This window comes from Brachymonas sp. KE5 (assembly GCF_057773645.1).
Genome location: NZ_CM173463.1, coordinates 2,556,111 through 2,573,158, shown reverse-complemented (window position 1 = coordinate 2,573,158; position 17,048 = coordinate 2,556,111). Strand labels below are relative to the sequence as shown.

Sequence of the window (17,048 nt, the reverse complement as noted above, 5' to 3'; positions counted from 1 at the left end):
ACGAGGATTTCGACATGGACATGAAACTGTGGTTCGCCTTCATGGTGGCGTGCTGGCTGATTGCGCTTTCGCCGGGATCGGGTGCCATCCTGTCCATCAGCCATGGCAGCGTCTATGGCGTGCGTCGCACCAGCGCCACCATTGCAGGCCTGCAGACCGGCCTGCTGGTGATCCTGCTGGTGGCGGGGCTGGGTGTGGGCTCGGTGCTGCTGGCCTCCGCCACGGCCTTCACCGTGCTGAAGGTGCTCGGCGCGCTGTACCTGATGTACCTCGGCATCAAGCAGTGGCGCAACACGCACGGCATGCTCGAAGGCGACGTGGTGCAGCAGGCCGTGGCCGAGGGGCAGGGCAATTGGAAGAAGCGCTTCATGACCGGCATGCTCACCAACGCGACCAATCCCAAGGGCATCGTGTTCATGGTGGCGGTGCTGCCGCAGTTTCTGGACGCCCACCGGCCCATCGGGCAGCAGCTGGCCATCATGGCGCTGACCATGTGCAGCATCGACATCGTGGTGATGCACGGCTATGCGCTGAGCGGACGTCTGCTGCGCCGCGTGCTGACCACGCCGCGCGCGGTGCGCTGGCAGAACCATGTGTTCGGCGGTGTGTTCGTGGCGCTGGGCGTGGCCTTGCTGTTCACGCAGCGCACGCGTCCGGCCTGACGCTGTAACCGGTCAAGCCAGCGCCAGCGCCCCCAGGAAGACGACGAATCCGACCCAGTGGTTCTGCCGGAAGGCCAGGAAGCACGGGCCGCGCTCACGCGTGCGGATCAGCAGGTAGTGCCAGCCCACCTGCGCCAGTGCCAGCAGCAGCGTGAGCAGCCAGGCGGCGTGGCGCCAGCCGGGCGTGGCCAGCGTGGCGCCCAGATCGGCGTGCTGCCAGAAGATGGTCCACCAGATCGCCTTGTGCGCCAGGTAGAAGGCCATGATGGCCGCCACGTCGAAGCGGCCGAAGGTAATGGCCGAGGTCTTGATGCCGATTTTCAGGTCATCATCGCGGTCGACCATGGCGTATTCGGTGTCGTAGGCCAGCACCCAGCACAGGTTGGCCAGCAGCATCCACCACACCACCGGCGGAATCTGGTTCTGCACGGCGGCATAGGCCATGGGCAGGCCCATGCTGAAGGCCATACCCAGCACCGCCTGCGGAATGGAGAAGAAGCGCTTGGTATAGGGATACAGGATGGTGACGGCCAGCGCGGGAATGGACCACAGCACGGTCAGCCAATTGGTGGTCAGCACCAGCAGGAAGGACACCAGCGCCAGCACGCCACCCACGCCCAGTGCCTCGCGCACGCTGATGTGGCCGCTGGTGATGGGACGGTTGGCAGTGCGCTTGACGTGACGGTCGAATTCGCGGTCGGCCACGTCGTTGATGCAGCAGCCGGCGCTGCGCATCAGGATGGTGCCCAGGGTGAAGACGATGATCAGGTGCCAGCCCGGAAAGCCGCGGGCCGCCAGCCACAGGGCGGCCAGGGTGGGCCAGAGCAGCAGCAGCCAGCCGGCGGGGCGATCCCAGCGGATCAGGTCGAGATAAAGACGGAGACGTTCTTGCATGACCCCGCGATTGTAAAAGCCGGCTGTGACAGGCTAGCGCGGCACCAGGAACAGCAGAGAAGAGCGCTCGGAAGCTGCCGTACCATCTGCCGGCCGTCGAAGGAGATGCCCGGCGGTCCGTGGCAGATGTCCACAGAACCCTTCAGGACAGCCGCTGCACGCCCGGCAGCGCGCAGGCATAGACCGCGTTGCGCAGGGCGGCAATGGCCTCGTAGCGCGTGAAGCTGCGTCGCCAGGCCAGCACCACGCGGCGTGTCGGCACGTCATCAGGCTCGAACGGGATGTAGCGCACGAAGGGCGCATCGCTGTGCGGGCTGAACAGGGCGTCGGGCCGTGCGTGGCGGGCCGCGGGCGCCATCTTGCCACGGGGTGCGGCAGCGGCCGGCTGCAGCACCTCGGGCGGCACGCTCAGCGCCGGCACCAGCGTCACGCCCATGCCGGCGGCCACCATGTGCTTGATGGTTTCCAGCGAAGAGCCCTCGAAGCTCTTCTGGATGCCATCGGCATGGCTGGAGAAGCGCGCGAACTCGGGGCAGACCTCGAGCACATGGTCGCGGAAGCAATGGCCGGTACCGAGCAGCAGCAGGTTTTCCTTGCGCAGAGCCTCCGCACTGACGCTGGATTGCGCGGCCAGCGGATGGGTGGATGGTACCGCGGCCCAGAAGGGTTCGTCATAGAGCGCGGCCTGCGCCAGGCCGGAATCGGGAAACGGCTCGGCCAGGATGGCGCAGTCGATCTCGCCCGAGCGCAGCATCTCCAGCAGCTTGCTGGTGAAGTTTTCCTGCAGCATCAGCGGCATCTGCGGCGTGAGCTGCATGTTCTGCCGCACCAGGTCGGGCAGCAGGTAGGGGCCGATGGTGTAGATGATGCCCAGGCGCAACGGCCCGGCGAGCGGATCCTTGCCGCGCTTGGCGATGTCGCGGATCAGGTTGGACTGTTCCAGCACCACCTGGGCCTGACGCACCACTTCCTCGCCCAGCGGCGTGAGGGTGACTTCGCTGGCGCTGCGCTCGAACAGCTTCACGTCGAGTTCTTCCTCCAGCTTCTTGACGGCCACCGACAGCGTCGGCTGGGCCACGAAGCAGGCTTCGGCGGCACGGCCGAAATGGCGCTCGCGCGCAACGGCAACGATGTACTTGAGTTCGGTGAGCGTCATGGCAGCAATGGAAGAAAGGGTGCCGGCATGGTATCAAACCCGTGGCGCCGGCCTGCATCCCGCAGATGCGGTATGGGTGCCACAGATCACCCTAGGAAAAACCCCTGATCTGCCATGCTATGACACATGATTGTTTCAGGTAAGCTGATAGTAAGATATAACTCCACACCGAACGATCGTGCTATTCGGTACGGTCAAACAGATAATAGCCACACGCTGCCGCAGTCAGCCAGCGGGGCACGAGGAAGACATTGCATGAGCGAATTTATCGACAGCCGCCCCTGGCTGGCTGAATATCCCCCCGGCGTTGCCGTGGACATCGACATGGGCGGCTACGAGTCGCTGGTGGAGTTGCTGGAGCAGACCTTCACACAGTTCCGCGATCGCACCTCCTTCACCATGATGGGCCGCGACATGAGCTACGGCGAGCTGGATCAGGCCAGCAAGTCGATCGCGGTGTATCTGCAGAAGATCGGGCTGCAGCGCGGCGACCGCGTGGCGGTGATGATGCCCAACATCCTGCAGTACCCGATCGCGGCCATGGCCATTATCCGCGCCGGTATGGTGCTGGTGAACGTCAATCCCCTCTATACGGCGCGCGAGCTGGAGCACCAGCTCAAGGACTCCGGTGCCAAGGCCATCTTCATCGTCGAGAACTTTGCCCATACGCTGGAGGCCTGCGTGGCGCGCACCGACGTCAAGCACGTGGTGGTGGCGGCCATGGGCGACCGCATGGGAATGGTGAAGGGCCTGGTGATGAACTACGTGGTGCGCCACGTGAAGAAGCTGGTGCCGGCCTACAACCTGCCCGGCTCGGTGCGCTTCAACGAGGCTCTGAACAAGTATCCGGCCAAGCAGTACCAGCCGGTACAACTGGGCCTGAATGATATTGCCGTGCTGCAGTACACCGGCGGCACCACGGGCGTGGCCAAGGGCGCGGTGCTGCTGCACCGCAACATCGTGGCCAACGTGCTGCAGTGCGAGGCCTGGTACCAGCCTGGCCTGTCGCAGCGCCCGGCGCACCACCAGCTGGGATTTGTCTGCGCGCTGCCGCTCTACCATATCTTCGCCTTCACGGTGAACATGCTGCTGTGCTCCAAGCTGGGCGGCAAGAACATCCTGCTGCCCAACCCGCGTGACCTGGGCTCGGTGATCAAGGAACTGAAGCAGCACATCTTCCACAGCTTCCCGGGTGTGAATACGCTGTTCAACGGGCTGGCGCACCACCCCGATTTCGACCAGGTGGACTGGAAGCACCTGCGCATCACCGTGGGTGGCGGCATGTCGGTGCAGGGCGCCGTCGCCAAGCTCTGGCTGGAAAAGACCGGCTGCCCGATCTGCGAAGGCTACGGCCTGTCCGAAACCAGCCCCGTGGCCAGCTGCAACCCGGTGACCAACACGGCATTTACCGGCTCCATCGGCGTGCCGGTGCCAAGCACCATGATGAAGCTGGTGGACGACAACGGCAACGAGGTGTTCGACCTGGGCGACCGCGGCGAGATCGCCATCAAGGGGCCGCAGGTGATGGCCGGCTACTGGCGCCGCCCGGACGAAACCGCCAAGTCCCTCACGCCCGACGGCTACTTCAAGACCGGCGACATCGCCGTGATGGACAAGCGAGGCTACTTCACCATCGTCGACCGCAAGAAGGACATGATTCTGGTGAGCGGTTTCAACGTCTACCCGAACGAGGTGGAAGATGTGGTGGCCTCGGTGCCGGGCGTGCTGGAATGCGCGGCCGTGGGTTTGCCGGACGAGAATTCCGGTGAATCGGTCAAGCTGTATGTGGTGCGCAAGCCGGGCAGCAATGTCAGCGAGGAGGACATCCGCGAGCACTGCCGCGAGGACCTCACCGGCTACAAGCGGCCCAAGACCATCGAGTTCCGCGAAACGCTGCCCAAGACGCCGATCGGCAAGATCCTGCGCCGCGAGCTGCGCGACGAGGAAATGAAGAAGATGCAGACCGAGGCCCAGGCGGCCTGACATCGCCGCGCCACGATTCCCTGTTATGCTGATCCCATGGTCAAGATGATTGTGAAATGGCTGCTCTACGCAGCCGCCCTGATGCTGGTGGCCAATCTGGTCGGCGGCATTTCCGTGAGCAGCTTCGGCTCGGCCCTGCTGGCCGCCGTGGTGATCGGCTTGCTCAACCTGCTGGTGCGTCCCGTGCTCGTGGTGCTGACGCTGCCGGTCACGGTGATCACGCTGGGCCTGTTCCTGCTGGTGATCAACGCGCTGCTGTTCTGGTTTGCCGGCAGCGTGCTGGCGGGCTTCAGCGTGGCGGGCTTCTGGGTGGCCGTGCTGGGGGCGATCGTCTATTCACTGATCGGCCTGGTGATTGATGCGGTGGTGGAACGGGTGCTCTGACCCGTTCTGAGTTCAGCCCTTTTTCACCAGCTGGCCGCCGGCATCCACCACCGGCTCGCCGTCTTCCTTGCTGAAGGCGCCGCGCTGGGGCTGGTCCAGAATCTCCAGCACTTTCTCCGAGGGGCGGCACAGGGCGGCACCCTTGGGCGTGACGACGACCGGGCGCTGCAGCAGGATCGGGTGCTGCACGATGAAGTCGATCAGTTCTTCCTCGCTCCACTTCGGGTTGCCCAGATCGAGTTCGGCATAGGGCGTGCCCTTTTCGCGCAGGATGGCGCGCGCGGGCAGTTGCAGTTGCTGCAGCAGGGCGCGCAGGGCGGCATGATCCGGCGGGGTCTTGAGGTATTCGATCACGGTGGGCTCGATGCCGGCATTGCGGATCAGGCCCAGCACGTTGCGCGAAGTGCCGCACTTGGGATTGTGGTAGATGGTGGTGCTCATGCGGGGGCTCCGGAAAATCTCGGTTGGGATGCGCGGGATTGTGGCATGGAGCGGGCCAAGCCGCGTGGGCAGGAGTGCAAGACCGGATGCGGCAGCGGCCCTTGGCTGCAGTGGCCCGCCGACATCCTTATGCGGGCGCCTTATTGCTCCCAGTATCCCGGATCGCCGTACCGGCCTTTGAGATAGTCGATCCACAGGCGCAGGCGCAGCGGCAGGTGCTTGCGCTGCGCGAAGACGGCGTAGATGCCGTTGGGCGGGGCGGCAAACTCGTCCAGCAGCGAAACCAGCCGCCCGCTGGCGATGTCGTTGGCCACTTCCCAGGTGCTGCGCCAGGCAATGCCGTGTCCGCCCAGGCACCAGGCGTGCAGCACCTGGCCGTCACTGCAGTCGAGCGGGCCGCCGGGCTTGATGTGGAGCAGTTCGTCGTTTTCCAGAAAGGCCCAGCCGCGTGTCTGCGAGGCTTCGCTGCTGAGTGTCAGGCACTGGTAGCGTTCGCTGTCCAGCAGCTCGCGCGGGTGGCGCGGTGTGCCGTGGCGGCGCAGATACCCGGGCGTGGCCACGCACAGGCGGCGGTTGTCGGCCAGGCGCGTGCTGACCAGCGAGGAGTCGGGCAGGTCGCCCACGCGCACGCCGCAGTCGAAGCCTTCGGCAGCCAGGTCGACCACGCGGTCGCTCAGGTTGAGCGAGATGCGCACATCGGGGTGCAGCTCGTGAAACAGCGGCACCAGCGGTGCCACGTGGCGGCGGCCGAAGCCGGCGGGCGCGGTGATGCGCAACTGGCCGCTGGCGCGCACGCTGCCGGCGCTGACGGCGGCTTCCATGTTGGCCACGTCGGCCAGAATGCGGATGCTTTCCTCCAGAAAGGCCGTGCCCTCATGCGTAAGGGAGAGGCGGCGCGTGGTGCGCACTAGCAGCTTCACGCGCAGGCGCGCCTCCAGCGCATCCAGGCGGCGGCCGATCATGGCCGGTGCCACGCCCTCGGCCTGGGCCGCTGCCGTCAGGCTGCCGCGCTGGGCCACGGAGACGAAGGTTTCGATCTGCTTGAACTTGTCCACGATGAACGATCATAGCGGGACAGGCCGGCCAAGAGCCGCCTCAGCCCAGATCGAGCGCTTTCTCCATCTGCAGGAATTGCTGCATGCAGGTGTCTGCGGAATGCTCCTGCAACTGCTCGAAGGGATCGTCTTCGCTCACGGTGGCGTAGCCCAGGCGGAAATCGGCGAAGCGGCGCTCCGGCAGCTCGCGCTGCAGCAGCATGATGATGTCGCAGTGACGCTCGTCCTTTTCGATCGAGCGCATGATGGCCAGCACCTGTTCGCGCGGCCCTTCGAGCTGCTGGCAGAAGCGCGCGCCGTTGAAGACCAGCAGGCCGGTCACGTCCTGCTGCTGGTTGCGCTCGCGCGCCACCTTGAGGATGGGGGCCACCACGGATGCCGTGTGTCCCGGCGCCAGGGTGCTGACGTAGAGGATTTCAAACAGGGGCATGGTGCCGGCAGGGTGAAAATTGGGGGAAGCGCCATTATCGGCAAATCCCCGGACAACGCCAATCGGGATCAGCCTGTGTTTGATCTGGCTCAGAGTGGGAAATAACCGACGCCGGCCGGTTTTCCGTGTGGACAGGCTGCTGCGCCGGAGGTTCTGCGCCGGCTCTGCCAGTACACTTTCAAGATGACGTCGCTTGAACTCACTCTTTTCTTCCTGCTGGCGGCGGTCCTCGGTGTGGTGATCTTCCGCAGCTTCAAGCTGCCCCCCATGCTGGGCTACCTGGCGGTGGGTGCGGTGATCGGCCCGCACATGCTGGGCATGGTGCAGCGCAGCGAGCGCATCCAGCATCTGGCCGAGTTCGGCGTGGTGTTCCTGATGTTCGTGATCGGGCTGGAGTTCAGCCTGCCCAAGCTGCGCACCATGAAGCGCCACGTGTTCGGTCTGGGCCTGTTGCAGGTGCTGGCCACCATGCTGCTGAGCACGCTGATCATTCTGGGCATCCGCTGGATCATGCCCGAGCTGTGGCGCCTGTCCTGGCAGGGTGCGGTGGCGCTGTCGGGCGTGCTGGCCATGAGCAGCACCGCCATCGTGGTAAAGCTGATGGCCGAGCGGCTGGAGCTCGACACCGAATACGGCAAGCGCGTGATGGGCGTGCTGCTGTTCCAGGATCTGGCCGTGGTGCCGCTGCTGGTGCTGATTCCGGCGCTGGCCGCCAATGACGACGATCTGGGCATGGAACTGCTGTTTGCGCTGCTGAAGGCGGTGGCGCTGATTACGCTGCTGCTCACCGGCGGCCAGCACGTAATGAAGCCCTGGTTGTTCACCGTGGCGCGGCGCAAGAGCAGCGAGCTGTTCATGCTCAACATCCTGCTGATCACGCTGGGCCTGGCCTGGCTGACCGAGCAGGCCGGTCTCAGCCTGGCGCTGGGTGCCTTCATCGCAGGCATGCTGATTTCCGAAACGCCCTACAAGTACCAGGTGGAGTCGGACATCAAGCCCTTCCACGACCTGCTGCTGGGCCTGTTCTTCATCACCATCGGCATGATGCTGGACTGGCACGAGATCGTGCGCCACTGGGAATGGGTGCTGGTGCTGATCACGGTGCCGGTGCTGTTCAAGCTGCTTGTGGTGTGGGGGCTGGCCTATGTGCTGGGAGCCAGCAATGGCGTGGCCTTGCGCACCGGCCTGTATCTGGCGCAGGCGGGTGAGTTCGGTTTCGTGCTGCTGAACCTGTCGCTGCACAACAAGCTGCTGCCGGCGCCGCTGTTCAATGCCATCCTGGCCAGCATGGTGCTGTCGATGATCGCCACGCCCTTCATCATCATGTACAGCAAGGACATCGTGCTGCGGCTGGCGGCGAGCGAATGGATGAGCGAGTCGCTGCAGATGACCTCGATCGCACGCCAGAGCATGGGCCAGAAGGGCCATGTGATCATCTGCGGCTATGGCCGTACCGGGCAGAGCCTGGCGCGCATGCTGGACAAGGAGGCGATTCCGCATATCGCGCTGGATCTGGACCCGGACCGTGTGCGCAAGGCCAGTGCGGCCGGCGAGGCGGTGGTGTATGGCGATGCCTCGCGCGCGCAGGCGCTGACGGCGGCGGGTCTGTCGCGTGCCAGCGCCGTGGTGCTGACCTTTCTGGATGTGCCGCTGGCGCTGCATGTGCTGGACCAGCTGCGCAAGCTGGCGCCGCAGGTGCCGGTGGTGGTGCGCACGCAGGATGACCGCAATCTGGATGCGCTGCGTGCGGCCGGCGCGACCGAGGTGGTGCCCGAGGCCATCGAGGGCAGCCTGATGCTGGCCGGCCATGCGCTGGCGCTGGTGGGCATCCCGATGCGGCGTGTACTGCGCACGGTGCAGCAGCAGCGCGAGCAGCGCTATCGCCTGCTGCGCGGCTACTTCCGCGGCGCGAACGAGGAGCTGCAGGAAGACGACAGCGAATACGAGAAGCTGGAAACCCTGGTGCTGCCGGAAGGGCTGCAATGCCTGGGCCAGACCGTGGACGACCTGCGCCCCTTGCTGGACAGGTTCAACGTGCATCTGGTGAGCGTGCGCCGCTCCACCGGCACCTCGCTGTCACCGCGCGGCGACCTGATCCTGGAGCCGGGCGACACGCTGGTGCTCAGTGGCAAGCAGGTGGACCTGGCCGAGGTGGAGGATGCACTGAGCCACTGAGCGGGAGCGGCAATGGCTCCGCAGATGCCACATCGTCAGCAAAGCCGGTTCAGGCAGGGTTCAGCGCCAGAGCCGGTAGGGGTTCAGGTAGGCACCGCGCCACCAGTTGCGTTCCGGACCCAGCTTGAAGGCGGCAAAGTGCAGGTGCGGGGCTGCCGGGTTGGCGTTGCCGCTGCTGCCCACGTAGCCGATCACGTCGCCACGCCGCACTTGCTGGCCTTCCTGCAGGCCTTCGGCATAGCCCTGCAGGTGGGCATAGTAGTAGCCGAAGCGGCCGGACGGATCGAACTGGTAGAGGGTGAGTCCGCCGGCCTCGCTCGTGAACAGCTTGACGATGCGGCCGTCCTCCACGGCGCGCACCGGAGTGCCGGCGGGTGCCATGATGTCGATGGCCTCATGCAGGCGGCCGCTGCCACGTGACTGGGTGTAGGTGTCGGTCAGTTGCGACGGCCTGATGCCATCCACCGGCAGCAGCAGCTTGCGTGCAGCCAGCTCGGCGATCTCGGACTCGGTGACCGGGGAGACGGACGGGGCGCCCGCTGCCGAGGCTGGTACGTAGTTGACGCCGTCGACACCGCCGGGTGACTCAGGGGTGCCGGCGGAAGCGGCCGGCATGGCCGCGGCGGGGGAACTGGCAGGTGGTGCTGCGCTGTCCATGCCGGGGGTGGCCGCGCTGGCGTGCGGGACTGCCGCAGTCGCCATCGCATCGGAGGCGGCGCTGGCGGTTGCCGCCGGCAGCGGTGCTGACGAAGCGGCAGAAGCCGGCATCACGACCGCCGAAGCTGCCGACGCCGGCGTTGCGGCCGGATCGGGCTGGCCGCCACGCTTGAGCCACCACATCTGGGCCGCATACAGCAGCACGCCCAGCAGGATCAGCCAGAACAGCGTGCGCCGCAGCGTGACGAGCAGCCAGCTGCGGCGCGGAGGCTGCCGGGACGGGGCGCCGGCAGCATGGTCGGAGTCGGTCGGAGGGGAGGTCGGTCGTTGCTCTGCCATACCCCATTATGTCTCAGGCCCGTACAACGACCTTGAAGCCCGGCTCGGCCAGCTGCGCCACGCGCGCCACGTCCCAGTTGGTCATGCGCACGCAGCCATTGCTTTCCGTATGGCCGATCTTGCCCGGCTCCGGAGTGCCGTGGATGCCCCAGTGCGGCTTGCTCAGGCCCAGCCACAGGTTGCCCACCGGGCTGTTGGGGCCGGGGGCGATGCGCGCCTTTTCGTCGTTCTGGTTGGCCTTCTTGAGCAGCTTGGGGTTGTACATGTAGTCGGGGTTTTTCACCTCGTTGCGGATGTCCATGGTGCCGACCGGCAGCGGATCGCTGGTGCCGCCGATGGTGACCGGGAAGGCGGCCACGATGCTGCTGCCGTCCTCTCCGGTGAGGAACAGGGTGTAGGCCGACTTGTCGATGCGGATCGAGCCGGCCTTGGCGGGTGCGGGCGTGTCCAGCACATTCGGCACCACGATCTCGGTGCCGGCCTTGAACGCCTTGCCGGGATTGAGGGCGGCCAGGAAGCGCGGGTTGGCTTGGAATTTTTCGCCAAGGGCTTCTTCGAGCGACTGGTAATTGAGCGCCTTGAGCCTGGCCTTGTCCGACATCCTGCGTGGAATGCGTGTGAAGGGGCCGGCCGCATCCTGCGCAGTAATGGTGTAGCGCGTGAGCGGGGCCGCGCTGTCCGTGCGCAGCGCCTTCCAGGTCTCGGCATCGATCTGGCCGCTCACCTTCAGGCGGCGTGCCTGCTGGAAAGCGCTCACGATGCGGTGCATGTTGCGCCCGAAATGACCGTCGGTCTCGCCGGTGGAGAACCAGGCGCGATCCAGCAGGATCTGCGCGCGCGCCACGGCCGCCCCCTTGCTGCCCTGTTTGAGCAGCGGAGTATCGGTGGCGGCATTGAAGGCATCGAAGGCCAGCGAATCGGCGCTCTTGCCTGTGGTGGCGGCTGCACTGGCGGCACTGGCGGGTGGCGTGGCCGGTTTGGCTGCAGCGGTGGCGGCCCAGGCGGGAAGCGTGGTGGCGGCCAGCGTAGCGGGCACGGCAGCTCCATGCAGCAGGAAGCGGCGGCGGCTGGAAGCGGGGGTGGCATTCGGCATGAAAACTCCTTCTTGTCGGTTCCCGGAACTGGCACCGCGCGCAGGGCAGCAGCGCCATCGATGCTCCTGATTGTGCAAACCTCCCGGCGGCACATCCTGTAGGAACCGGCCGCACCTCCGGGGCAGCGCATCGCCCCTTGTGCAGGACATCCTGCGTGCTTGCCGACCTCCATCATTCGGTGGACAGGCGTGCAGCAGGCCGGAAAACCGCCCCGCAGCTGTCTCCGGCCGTGCCGAGCCGGTACACTGTGCGCATGCGGCCCGAGCATGCCGAAACAAGGGGAGTGATGACCATGCCAATGAGCAGCTACAACGTGCAGGACTATCTGCGCAGCCATATCCGTACCGTACCCAACTGGCCGGCGCCGGGCGTGCAGTTCCGCGATATCACGCCGTTGCTGCAGAACCCCAAGGTATTCCGTGTGCTGATCGATGCCTTCGTGCACCGCTACATGGATCCGGGTATGCGTCCCGATGTGGTGGCGGGGCTGGATGCGCGTGGCTTCATCCTCGGCTCGGTGGTGGCTTATGAGCTCAACGTCGGCTTTATCCCGGTGCGCAAGAAGGGCAAGCTGCCTTTCACCACGGTGGAGGAAACCTACGAACTGGAATATGGCAGTGCCACGGTCGAACTGCACACCGACGCGGTCAAGCAGGGTGACCGCGTGCTGCTCGTGGACGACCTGATCGCCACCGGCGGCACCATGCTGGCCGGCAAGCGCCTGCTGGAGAAGCTGGGTGCCACGGTGATGGAGGGCGCGGCCATTGTCGACCTGCCCGAACTGGGGGGCAGCCAGCGCCTGCGGGAGTCGGGACTGAAGCTGTTCACGCTGGTGGAGTTCAACGGACACTGAGCGCGGGCGGAACGGACGCCTGATCGCGCTGCCTTTCCATGCAGAATGCCCCGGAGCTGGTAGCCAGCGGCCGGGGCATTTTTTCTTGTGACGTGCGGGGCGTTGATGCGCCCCGCGCCGCATTCAGCAGTGCGATCAGTGCGCCGTACTGCGGATCAGGTGATCGAACGCGCTCAGCGACGCCTTGGCACCCTCGCCCATGGCGATGATGATCTGCTTGTACGGCACCGTGGTGCAGTCACCGGCGGCAAATACGCCCGGCACACTGGTGGCGCCTCGGGCATCCACCACGATCTCGCCCATGCGGTTGAGTTCGATCGTGCCCTTGAGGAAGTCGGTGTTGGGCAGCAGGCCGATCTGCACGAAGATGCCGGCCAGTTCCAGCTCGTGCGCTTCCTCGGTGGCGCGGTCCTTGTAGCGCAGCGCAGTCACTTTCTGGCCATCACCCACCACTTCGGTGGTCTGCACGTTCTTCAGCACCGTCACGTTGGGCAGGCTGTAGAGCTTCTTCTGCAGCACGGCATCGGCCTTGAGTTCGGGCATGAATTCGAACAGCGTCACGTGCTCGACCACGCCCGCCAGGTCGATGGCCGCCTCGACGCCGGAGTTGCCGCCGCCGATCACCGCCACCTTCTTGCCCTTGAACAGCGGGCCGTCGCAGTGCGGGCAGAAGGCCACGCCCTTGGTCTTGTACTCGGTTTCGCCGGGGATGTTCATCTCGCGCCAGCGGGCGCCGGTGGCCAGAATCACCGATTTGGCCTTGAGCACGGCGCCATTCTCCAGCGTGACTTCGGCCAGACTGCCTTCGGTTGCGGGCTTGAGGGCACTGGCGCGCTGCAGCGCCATGATGTCCACGTCATAGTCCTTCACGTGCTCTTCCAGCGCGGCACCGAGTTTGGGGCCGTCGGTGGCTTTCACGGAGATGAAGTTCTCGATCGCCAGTGTATCCATCACCTGGCCGCCGAAGCGCTCGGCCACCACGCCGGTGCGGATGCCCTTGCGCGCCGCATAAATGGCGGCTGCGGCGCCGGCCGGGCCGCCGCCTACTACCAACACGTCGAAGGCCTCTTTCGCATTGAGCTTTTCGGCATCGCGCGCGGCAGCGCCGCTGTCCACCTTGGCCAGCAGCTCCTCCACTGTCATGCGGCCATTGGCCAGCATCTCGCCGTTGAGGTAGACCGTGGGCACGCCCATCACCTGACGCTCTTCCACTTCCTTCTGGTAGAGCGCGCCGTCGATGATGGTGACCTTGATGTTGGGGTTCTGGATGGCCATCAGGCTGAGCGACTGCACCGTCTCCGGGCAGCTGTGGCAGCTCAGGCTCATGTAGCACTCGAAATCGTACTGGCCGGGCAGGGCGCGGATCTGCTGCAGCGTGTCTTCTTCGACCTTGGGCGGATGGCCGCCGGTCCACAGCAGGGCCAGCACCAGCGAGGTGAATTCGTGGCCGAGCGGAATGGCGGCAAAGCGCAGTTGCGTGCTGGTGCCCACACGTTGCAGCGTGAACGAGGGCTTGCGCGCATCGCTGCCGTCGGTGCGCAGCGTGATCTTGTCGCTCATGCCCTGGATCTGCTCCAGCAGGCCGCGCAGTTCGGCGGAGGACTGGCTGTCATCCAGCGAAGCCACCAGCTCGAACGGCTGCGTGACGCGTTCCAGATAGGCTTTCAGTTGGGTGGCGAGTTCCTGGTCGAGCATGATGTTCTCCTCTCCTTGGGCAAAAAACTGGTGTCAAGAATGTCGGGCCTTGTGGTCAGACATTGTTCAAAGCAGTCTTCGTGGGCACGTTTCGGGTAAAAAAAGGCCAGACGGCGCAGCAAGCCGGGCTGCGTCGCCGTCTGGCGGCTGGGGATGGCCCGCAGCGAGCCATCATCCTGGGGCAGATTAGATCTTGCCGACCAGGTCCAGAGAGGGCTTCAGCGTCTCGGCGCCTTCGTTCCACTTGGCGGGGCAGACTTCGCCCGGGTGCTCGGCCACGTACTTGGCAGCCTTGGCCTTGCGCAGCATTTCGCCGGCGTCGCGGCCGATGCCGTTGTCATGGATTTCGCACAGCTTGATCTGGCCTTCGGGGTTGATCAGGAAGGAACCGCGCAGCGCCAGGCCTTCTTCCTCGATCATCACGCCGAAGTTGCGGGTGATGGTGCCGGTCGGGTCGCCGATCATCGGGTACTTGACCTTCTTGATGGCGTCGGAGGTGTCGGCCCAGGCCTTGTGGGAGAAGTGCGTGTCGGTGGACACGGCATAGACTTCCACGCCCAGCTGCTTGAACTCTTCGTACTTGTCGGCCAGGTCTTCCAGCTCGGTCGGGCACACGAAGGTGAAGTCGGCCGGGTAGAACACGACCAGAGACCACTTGCCCTTCAGGTCTTCGTTGGAAACCTGGAAGAAGCCCTTGCCGGCCTGGAAGGCCTGGGCTTTGAACGGCAGCACGGTGGTGTTGATCAGGGACATCGCTTATCTCCTTGGATGGATTGCAGGTGGAAATGGAACGGAAGCGGCAGCAGCCGGCTTCATGGTGCACCGGCCGGGAGGCAGGTGTGTGACAGAGAGGCAGTTGCCGTTTCCGAACACAGGGTTATGGTAACGCAGGGTGGGCGATTTGGGGTTTGGATTGTTCTAACAACTCAATAGCTACAGACTATTATGATGGTGGTGCTTGTTTATTGCGAAGAGCAGCTTCTCCTGGCGGCTCAAGTTCTGGGTGTCGAGTGCATCTGAGTGAGATGGGCGGATTCAAGCCACCAACGCCTCCAGCCGAAACGAGCGCGCCACGGGCCGCACTTCTTTCATGCGCCCATGCCCCGGCAAAGTCTTCGTTTCCACAATCACCAGTCCGGCGCTCTCCAACTGGTCCACATCCCGCTTGACGGCGCTCCGATCACGCTGCAGCCGGGCAGCGATGATGGTGATGGAGGCGGGAGCCTCCTTGACGCTGCGCAGTAGCTCCAGCTTGGCGGGCGTCAGCAGGCTGAGCATGTCGGCAGGGTCTTCAAAGCTCACCACATGCTGTGCAGGCAAGGGCTGACCAGCATCGGCAAGTTTGCTCAGCCGTTTGCCGCGGCGGAAAAATTCGCTTTCGCCTGCTGTCTTGATGGTGACTTCACTCATGCTGTACTCCTCAAGGCCAGCCAGTCGGCCTTGAACCGTTCTTCGGTATCCTCGAAACTGACAAATTCCACCGGCGTGACCTGGCCGAAGTAATGGCGGTGGTGGTAACCGTGCTGGTTGTCATAACCCACAACGCGCCCATTGTCTCCCGCATGCAAGGCCTGATTGATGTAGGCGAGGTTGTAGCGGGTGATTTTGCCTTGCTGGTCTATCCACACCTCGCGGCGTAACTGGCCGTTGCCACGCTTGCGGGAGATGTAATGAACATCGTCAATCACCTTTTGATCAGCCATGATCTATATTATCATGGCTGAATCTGGCGGGCAACACGTTGCCTGAGGTCCACGTAGAACATGACTGTACAAGGAGGTCATCGTGCCAACCAGCCGCACCGAACACGACTCCATGGGTCCCGTTGAAGTCCCTGTCGATCGCTACTGGGGCGCCCAGACCCAGCGCTCGCTGGAGCATTTCCCCATCGGCACCGACCGTTTCCGCTGGACGCGCCCGATGGTGCGCGCTCTGGGCATCCTCAAGCAGGCCGCCGCGCGCGCCAATGCCGAACTGGGCGAACTGCCAGCCGATTTGGCCCAGGCCATTGATGCCGCCGCACAGGAGGTCATGGATGGCACCCTCGACGCCCATTTCCCCTTGGTCGTCTTCCAGACCGGCTCCGGCACACAATCCAACATGAATGCCAACGAGGTGATCGCCAATCGCGCCATCGAGCAGCTGGGAGGCGAGCTGGGCAGCAAAACGCCGGTGCATCCCAACGACCATGTCAACCGCGGACAGTCGTCCAACGACACCTTTCCCACCGCCATGCATATCGCCGTGGTGGAGCAAGTGCAGCAGCGCCTGCTGCCTGTCGTGCGCACGCTTAACGCGACGCTGCAGCAGCGTGCCCAAATGTTTGACGATGTGGTCAAGACCGGCCGCACGCACCTGCAGGACGCCACCCCGATCACGCTGGGACAGGAGATCGGGAGCTGGGTGGCGCAAATCGAACAGGCGCTGGCGGGCGTGGAGCGTTCGCTGGGCGGCTTGCACGCGCTGGCGATCGGCGGCACGGCGGTGGGCACGGGTTTGAACGCGCATCCGCGCTTTGGCGAAACCTGCGCCGCGCATATTGCGAGCATCACCGGCCAGCCCTTCCATGCGGCCGACAACAAGTTTGCCGCGCTGTCCGCGCACGATGCGCTGGTGGACTGCTCCGCCAGCCTGCGCACGCTGGCAGGAGCGTTGTTCAAGATGGCCAACGACGTGCGCTGGCTCGCCAGCGGCCCGCGCTGCGGCATCGGCGAGTTGCGCATTCCCGAGAACGAGCCAGGCTCGTCCATCATGCCGGGCAAGGTCAATCCCACGCAGTGCGAGGCGCTGACCATGGTGTGCGCGCAGGTATTCGGCAACGATGCGGCGGTGGCCTTCGCCGGCACGCAGGGCAATTTCCAGCTCAATGTGTACAAGCCGGTGATGGTGCACAACGTGCTGGAGAGCATTGCGTTGCTGGCTGATGCCAGCTTGGCCTTCGAGCGCTACTGCGCCGCCGGCATCGAGCCGGACCGGGCGCGCATCCGGGAGCATCTGGAGCGCAACCTGATGCTGGTGACTGCTCTGAACCCGCACATCGGCTATGACGCCGCGGCACGCATTGCCAAGCATGCGCTGGCTCGGGGCATGACCCTGCGGGCAGCGGCGCTGGAGCTGGGGCTGGTCACGCCGGAGCAGTTCGATGCGTGGATGGATCCGATGGCGATGGCAAAGCCGCACCAGGATCGGCCGACACTTCGAGGCGTTTCGCCGGGGTAACTGCGGCGACG

General features: G+C 64.9%; 17 protein-coding genes. 6 read left to right on the top strand and 11 right to left on the bottom strand.

Features of this window, described 5'->3' with window-relative positions; all coding sequences use genetic code 11:
• The first annotated feature begins 14 nt into the window (after window positions 1-14).
• A complete protein-coding gene (locus tag ACX36O_RS12210) occupies window positions 15-662 on the top strand; it encodes a LysE family translocator (RefSeq protein WP_213361934.1) in 648 nt (215 codons plus the stop codon).
• 12 nt (window positions 663-674) lie between these two features.
• On the opposite strand, the gene ubiA is transcribed toward ACX36O_RS12210, so the two are convergent.
• Window positions 675-1,556, bottom strand: coding sequence for a 4-hydroxybenzoate octaprenyltransferase (gene ubiA / locus ACX36O_RS12205; RefSeq protein ID WP_213361932.1), 882 nt, complete (start codon window positions 1,554-1,556; stop codon window positions 675-677).
• A gap of 142 nt (window positions 1,557-1,698) precedes the next feature.
• Entirely contained in the window at window positions 1,699-2,712 is a 1,014-nt protein-coding gene (locus ACX36O_RS12200) for a hydrogen peroxide-inducible genes activator (protein WP_213361927.1), read from the bottom strand.
• Between the two features lie 267 nt (window positions 2,713-2,979).
• On the opposite strand from ACX36O_RS12200, the gene ACX36O_RS12195 reads away from it, so the two are divergent.
• Window positions 2,980-4,695 carry a long-chain-fatty-acid--CoA ligase gene (locus ACX36O_RS12195; RefSeq protein WP_284069735.1) on the top strand — a complete coding sequence of 572 codons (1,716 nt, stop codon included), beginning with the start codon at window positions 2,980-2,982 and terminating at the stop codon, window positions 4,693-4,695.
• A 36-nt stretch (window positions 4,696-4,731) separates the two neighbouring features.
• Window positions 4,732-5,079: a phage holin family protein gene (locus ACX36O_RS12190; protein WP_213361925.1), complete on the top strand. Its 348-nt coding sequence runs from the start codon at window positions 4,732-4,734 to the stop codon at window positions 5,077-5,079.
• 12 nt (window positions 5,080-5,091) lie between these two features.
• On the opposite strand, the gene arsC is transcribed toward ACX36O_RS12190, so the two are convergent.
• The 3 genes from arsC to ACX36O_RS12175 all read right to left on the bottom strand — a co-directional run bounded on the left by arsC (window position 5,092) and on the right by ACX36O_RS12175 (window position 7,005).
• Window positions 5,092-5,520 carry an arsenate reductase (glutaredoxin) gene (gene arsC, locus ACX36O_RS12185; RefSeq protein WP_213361924.1) on the bottom strand — a complete coding sequence of 143 codons (429 nt, stop codon included), beginning with the start codon at window positions 5,518-5,520 and terminating at the stop codon, window positions 5,092-5,094.
• A 140-nt stretch (window positions 5,521-5,660) separates the two neighbouring features.
• The gene (locus tag ACX36O_RS12180; protein WP_213361922.1) at window positions 5,661-6,575 is read right to left on the bottom strand and encodes a LysR family transcriptional regulator; all 915 of its coding nucleotides are present in this window, start codon (window positions 6,573-6,575) and stop codon (window positions 5,661-5,663) included.
• A 40-nt stretch (window positions 6,576-6,615) separates the two neighbouring features.
• Window positions 6,616-7,005 carry a BLUF domain-containing protein gene (locus ACX36O_RS12175; RefSeq protein ID WP_213361921.1) on the bottom strand — a complete coding sequence of 130 codons (390 nt, stop codon included), beginning with the start codon at window positions 7,003-7,005 and terminating at the stop codon, window positions 6,616-6,618.
• A gap of 183 nt (window positions 7,006-7,188) precedes the next feature.
• Between ACX36O_RS12175 and ACX36O_RS12170 the strand changes: the two genes are divergently transcribed.
• Window positions 7,189-9,180: a monovalent cation:proton antiporter family protein gene (locus ACX36O_RS12170; RefSeq protein ID WP_213361920.1), complete on the top strand. Its 1,992-nt coding sequence runs from the start codon at window positions 7,189-7,191 to the stop codon at window positions 9,178-9,180.
• A 60-nt stretch (window positions 9,181-9,240) separates the two neighbouring features.
• Here the strand turns inward: ACX36O_RS12170 and ACX36O_RS12165 are convergent, their stop codons facing one another.
• Window positions 9,241-10,176: a M23 family metallopeptidase gene (locus tag ACX36O_RS12165; protein WP_250131060.1), complete on the bottom strand. Its 936-nt coding sequence runs from the start codon at window positions 10,174-10,176 to the stop codon at window positions 9,241-9,243.
• A gap of 13 nt (window positions 10,177-10,189) precedes the next feature.
• Window positions 10,190-11,269, bottom strand: a complete 1,080-nt coding sequence (locus tag ACX36O_RS12160) for a L,D-transpeptidase family protein (protein ID WP_371686297.1) — start codon at window positions 11,267-11,269, stop codon at window positions 10,190-10,192.
• Window positions 11,270-11,568: 299 nt separating this feature from the next.
• Between ACX36O_RS12160 and ACX36O_RS12155 the strand changes: the two genes are divergently transcribed.
• The gene (locus ACX36O_RS12155) at window positions 11,569-12,123 is read left to right on the top strand and encodes an adenine phosphoribosyltransferase (protein ID WP_213362761.1); all 555 of its coding nucleotides are present in this window, start codon (window positions 11,569-11,571) and stop codon (window positions 12,121-12,123) included.
• 135 nt (window positions 12,124-12,258) lie between these two features.
• On the opposite strand, the gene ahpF is transcribed toward ACX36O_RS12155, so the two are convergent.
• From ahpF to ACX36O_RS12135, 4 genes are all read right to left on the bottom strand, one after another.
• Window positions 12,259-13,818: an alkyl hydroperoxide reductase subunit F gene (ahpF, locus tag ACX36O_RS12150; RefSeq protein WP_213361916.1), complete on the bottom strand. Its 1,560-nt coding sequence runs from the start codon at window positions 13,816-13,818 to the stop codon at window positions 12,259-12,261.
• A 186-nt stretch (window positions 13,819-14,004) separates the two neighbouring features.
• A complete protein-coding gene (gene ahpC, locus ACX36O_RS12145) occupies window positions 14,005-14,571 on the bottom strand; it encodes an alkyl hydroperoxide reductase subunit C (protein WP_213361915.1) in 567 nt (188 codons plus the stop codon).
• Between the two features lie 282 nt (window positions 14,572-14,853).
• Entirely contained in the window at window positions 14,854-15,228 is a 375-nt protein-coding gene (locus ACX36O_RS12140) for an HVO_A0114 family putative DNA-binding protein (RefSeq protein ID WP_213361911.1), read from the bottom strand.
• Entirely contained in the window at window positions 15,225-15,521 is a 297-nt protein-coding gene (locus ACX36O_RS12135; RefSeq protein WP_213361909.1) for a toxin-antitoxin system TumE family protein, read from the bottom strand. The genes ACX36O_RS12140 and ACX36O_RS12135 overlap by 4 nt, the downstream gene beginning before the upstream one ends.
• Window positions 15,522-15,603: 82 nt before the next feature.
• Between ACX36O_RS12135 and fumC the strand changes: the two genes are divergently transcribed.
• Window positions 15,604-17,037 carry a class II fumarate hydratase gene (gene fumC / locus ACX36O_RS12130; protein ID WP_213361906.1) on the top strand — a complete coding sequence of 478 codons (1,434 nt, stop codon included), beginning with the start codon at window positions 15,604-15,606 and terminating at the stop codon, window positions 17,035-17,037.
• The last annotated feature ends 11 nt before the right edge of the window (window positions 17,038-17,048 follow it).

Excerpts from the sequence above, each read along its gene's own strand:
- ACX36O_RS12165 (WP_250131060.1), bottom strand. The coding sequence starts at position 10,176 with ATGGCAGAGCAACGACCGACCTCCCCTCCGACCGACTCCGACCATGCT.
- ACX36O_RS12175 (WP_213361921.1), bottom strand. The coding sequence starts at position 7,005 with ATGCCCCTGTTTGAAATCCTCTACGTCAGCACCCTGGCGCCGGGACAC.
- ahpF (WP_213361916.1), bottom strand. The coding sequence starts at position 13,818 with ATGCTCGACCAGGAACTCGCCACCCAACTGAAAGCCTATCTGGAACGC.
- ACX36O_RS12170 (WP_213361920.1), top strand. The coding sequence starts at position 7,189 with ATGACGTCGCTTGAACTCACTCTTTTCTTCCTGCTGGCGGCGGTCCTC.
- ubiA (WP_213361932.1), bottom strand. The coding sequence starts at position 1,556 with ATGCAAGAACGTCTCCGTCTTTATCTCGACCTGATCCGCTGGGATCGC.
- ACX36O_RS12155 (WP_213362761.1), top strand. The coding sequence starts at position 11,569 with ATGAGCAGCTACAACGTGCAGGACTATCTGCGCAGCCATATCCGTACC.
- ACX36O_RS12140 (WP_213361911.1), bottom strand. The coding sequence starts at position 15,228 with ATGAGTGAAGTCACCATCAAGACAGCAGGCGAAAGCGAATTTTTCCGC.
- ACX36O_RS12200 (WP_213361927.1), bottom strand. The coding sequence starts at position 2,712 with ATGACGCTCACCGAACTCAAGTACATCGTTGCCGTTGCGCGCGAGCGC.
- arsC (WP_213361924.1), bottom strand. The coding sequence starts at position 5,520 with ATGAGCACCACCATCTACCACAATCCCAAGTGCGGCACTTCGCGCAAC.
- ACX36O_RS12210 (WP_213361934.1), top strand. The coding sequence starts at position 15 with ATGGACATGAAACTGTGGTTCGCCTTCATGGTGGCGTGCTGGCTGATT.
- ACX36O_RS12160 (WP_371686297.1), bottom strand. The coding sequence starts at position 11,269 with ATGCCGAATGCCACCCCCGCTTCCAGCCGCCGCCGCTTCCTGCTGCAT.
- ACX36O_RS12135 (WP_213361909.1), bottom strand. The coding sequence starts at position 15,521 with ATGGCTGATCAAAAGGTGATTGACGATGTTCATTACATCTCCCGCAAG.
- ACX36O_RS12190 (WP_213361925.1), top strand. The coding sequence starts at position 4,732 with ATGGTCAAGATGATTGTGAAATGGCTGCTCTACGCAGCCGCCCTGATG.
- ahpC (WP_213361915.1), bottom strand. The coding sequence starts at position 14,571 with ATGTCCCTGATCAACACCACCGTGCTGCCGTTCAAAGCCCAGGCCTTC.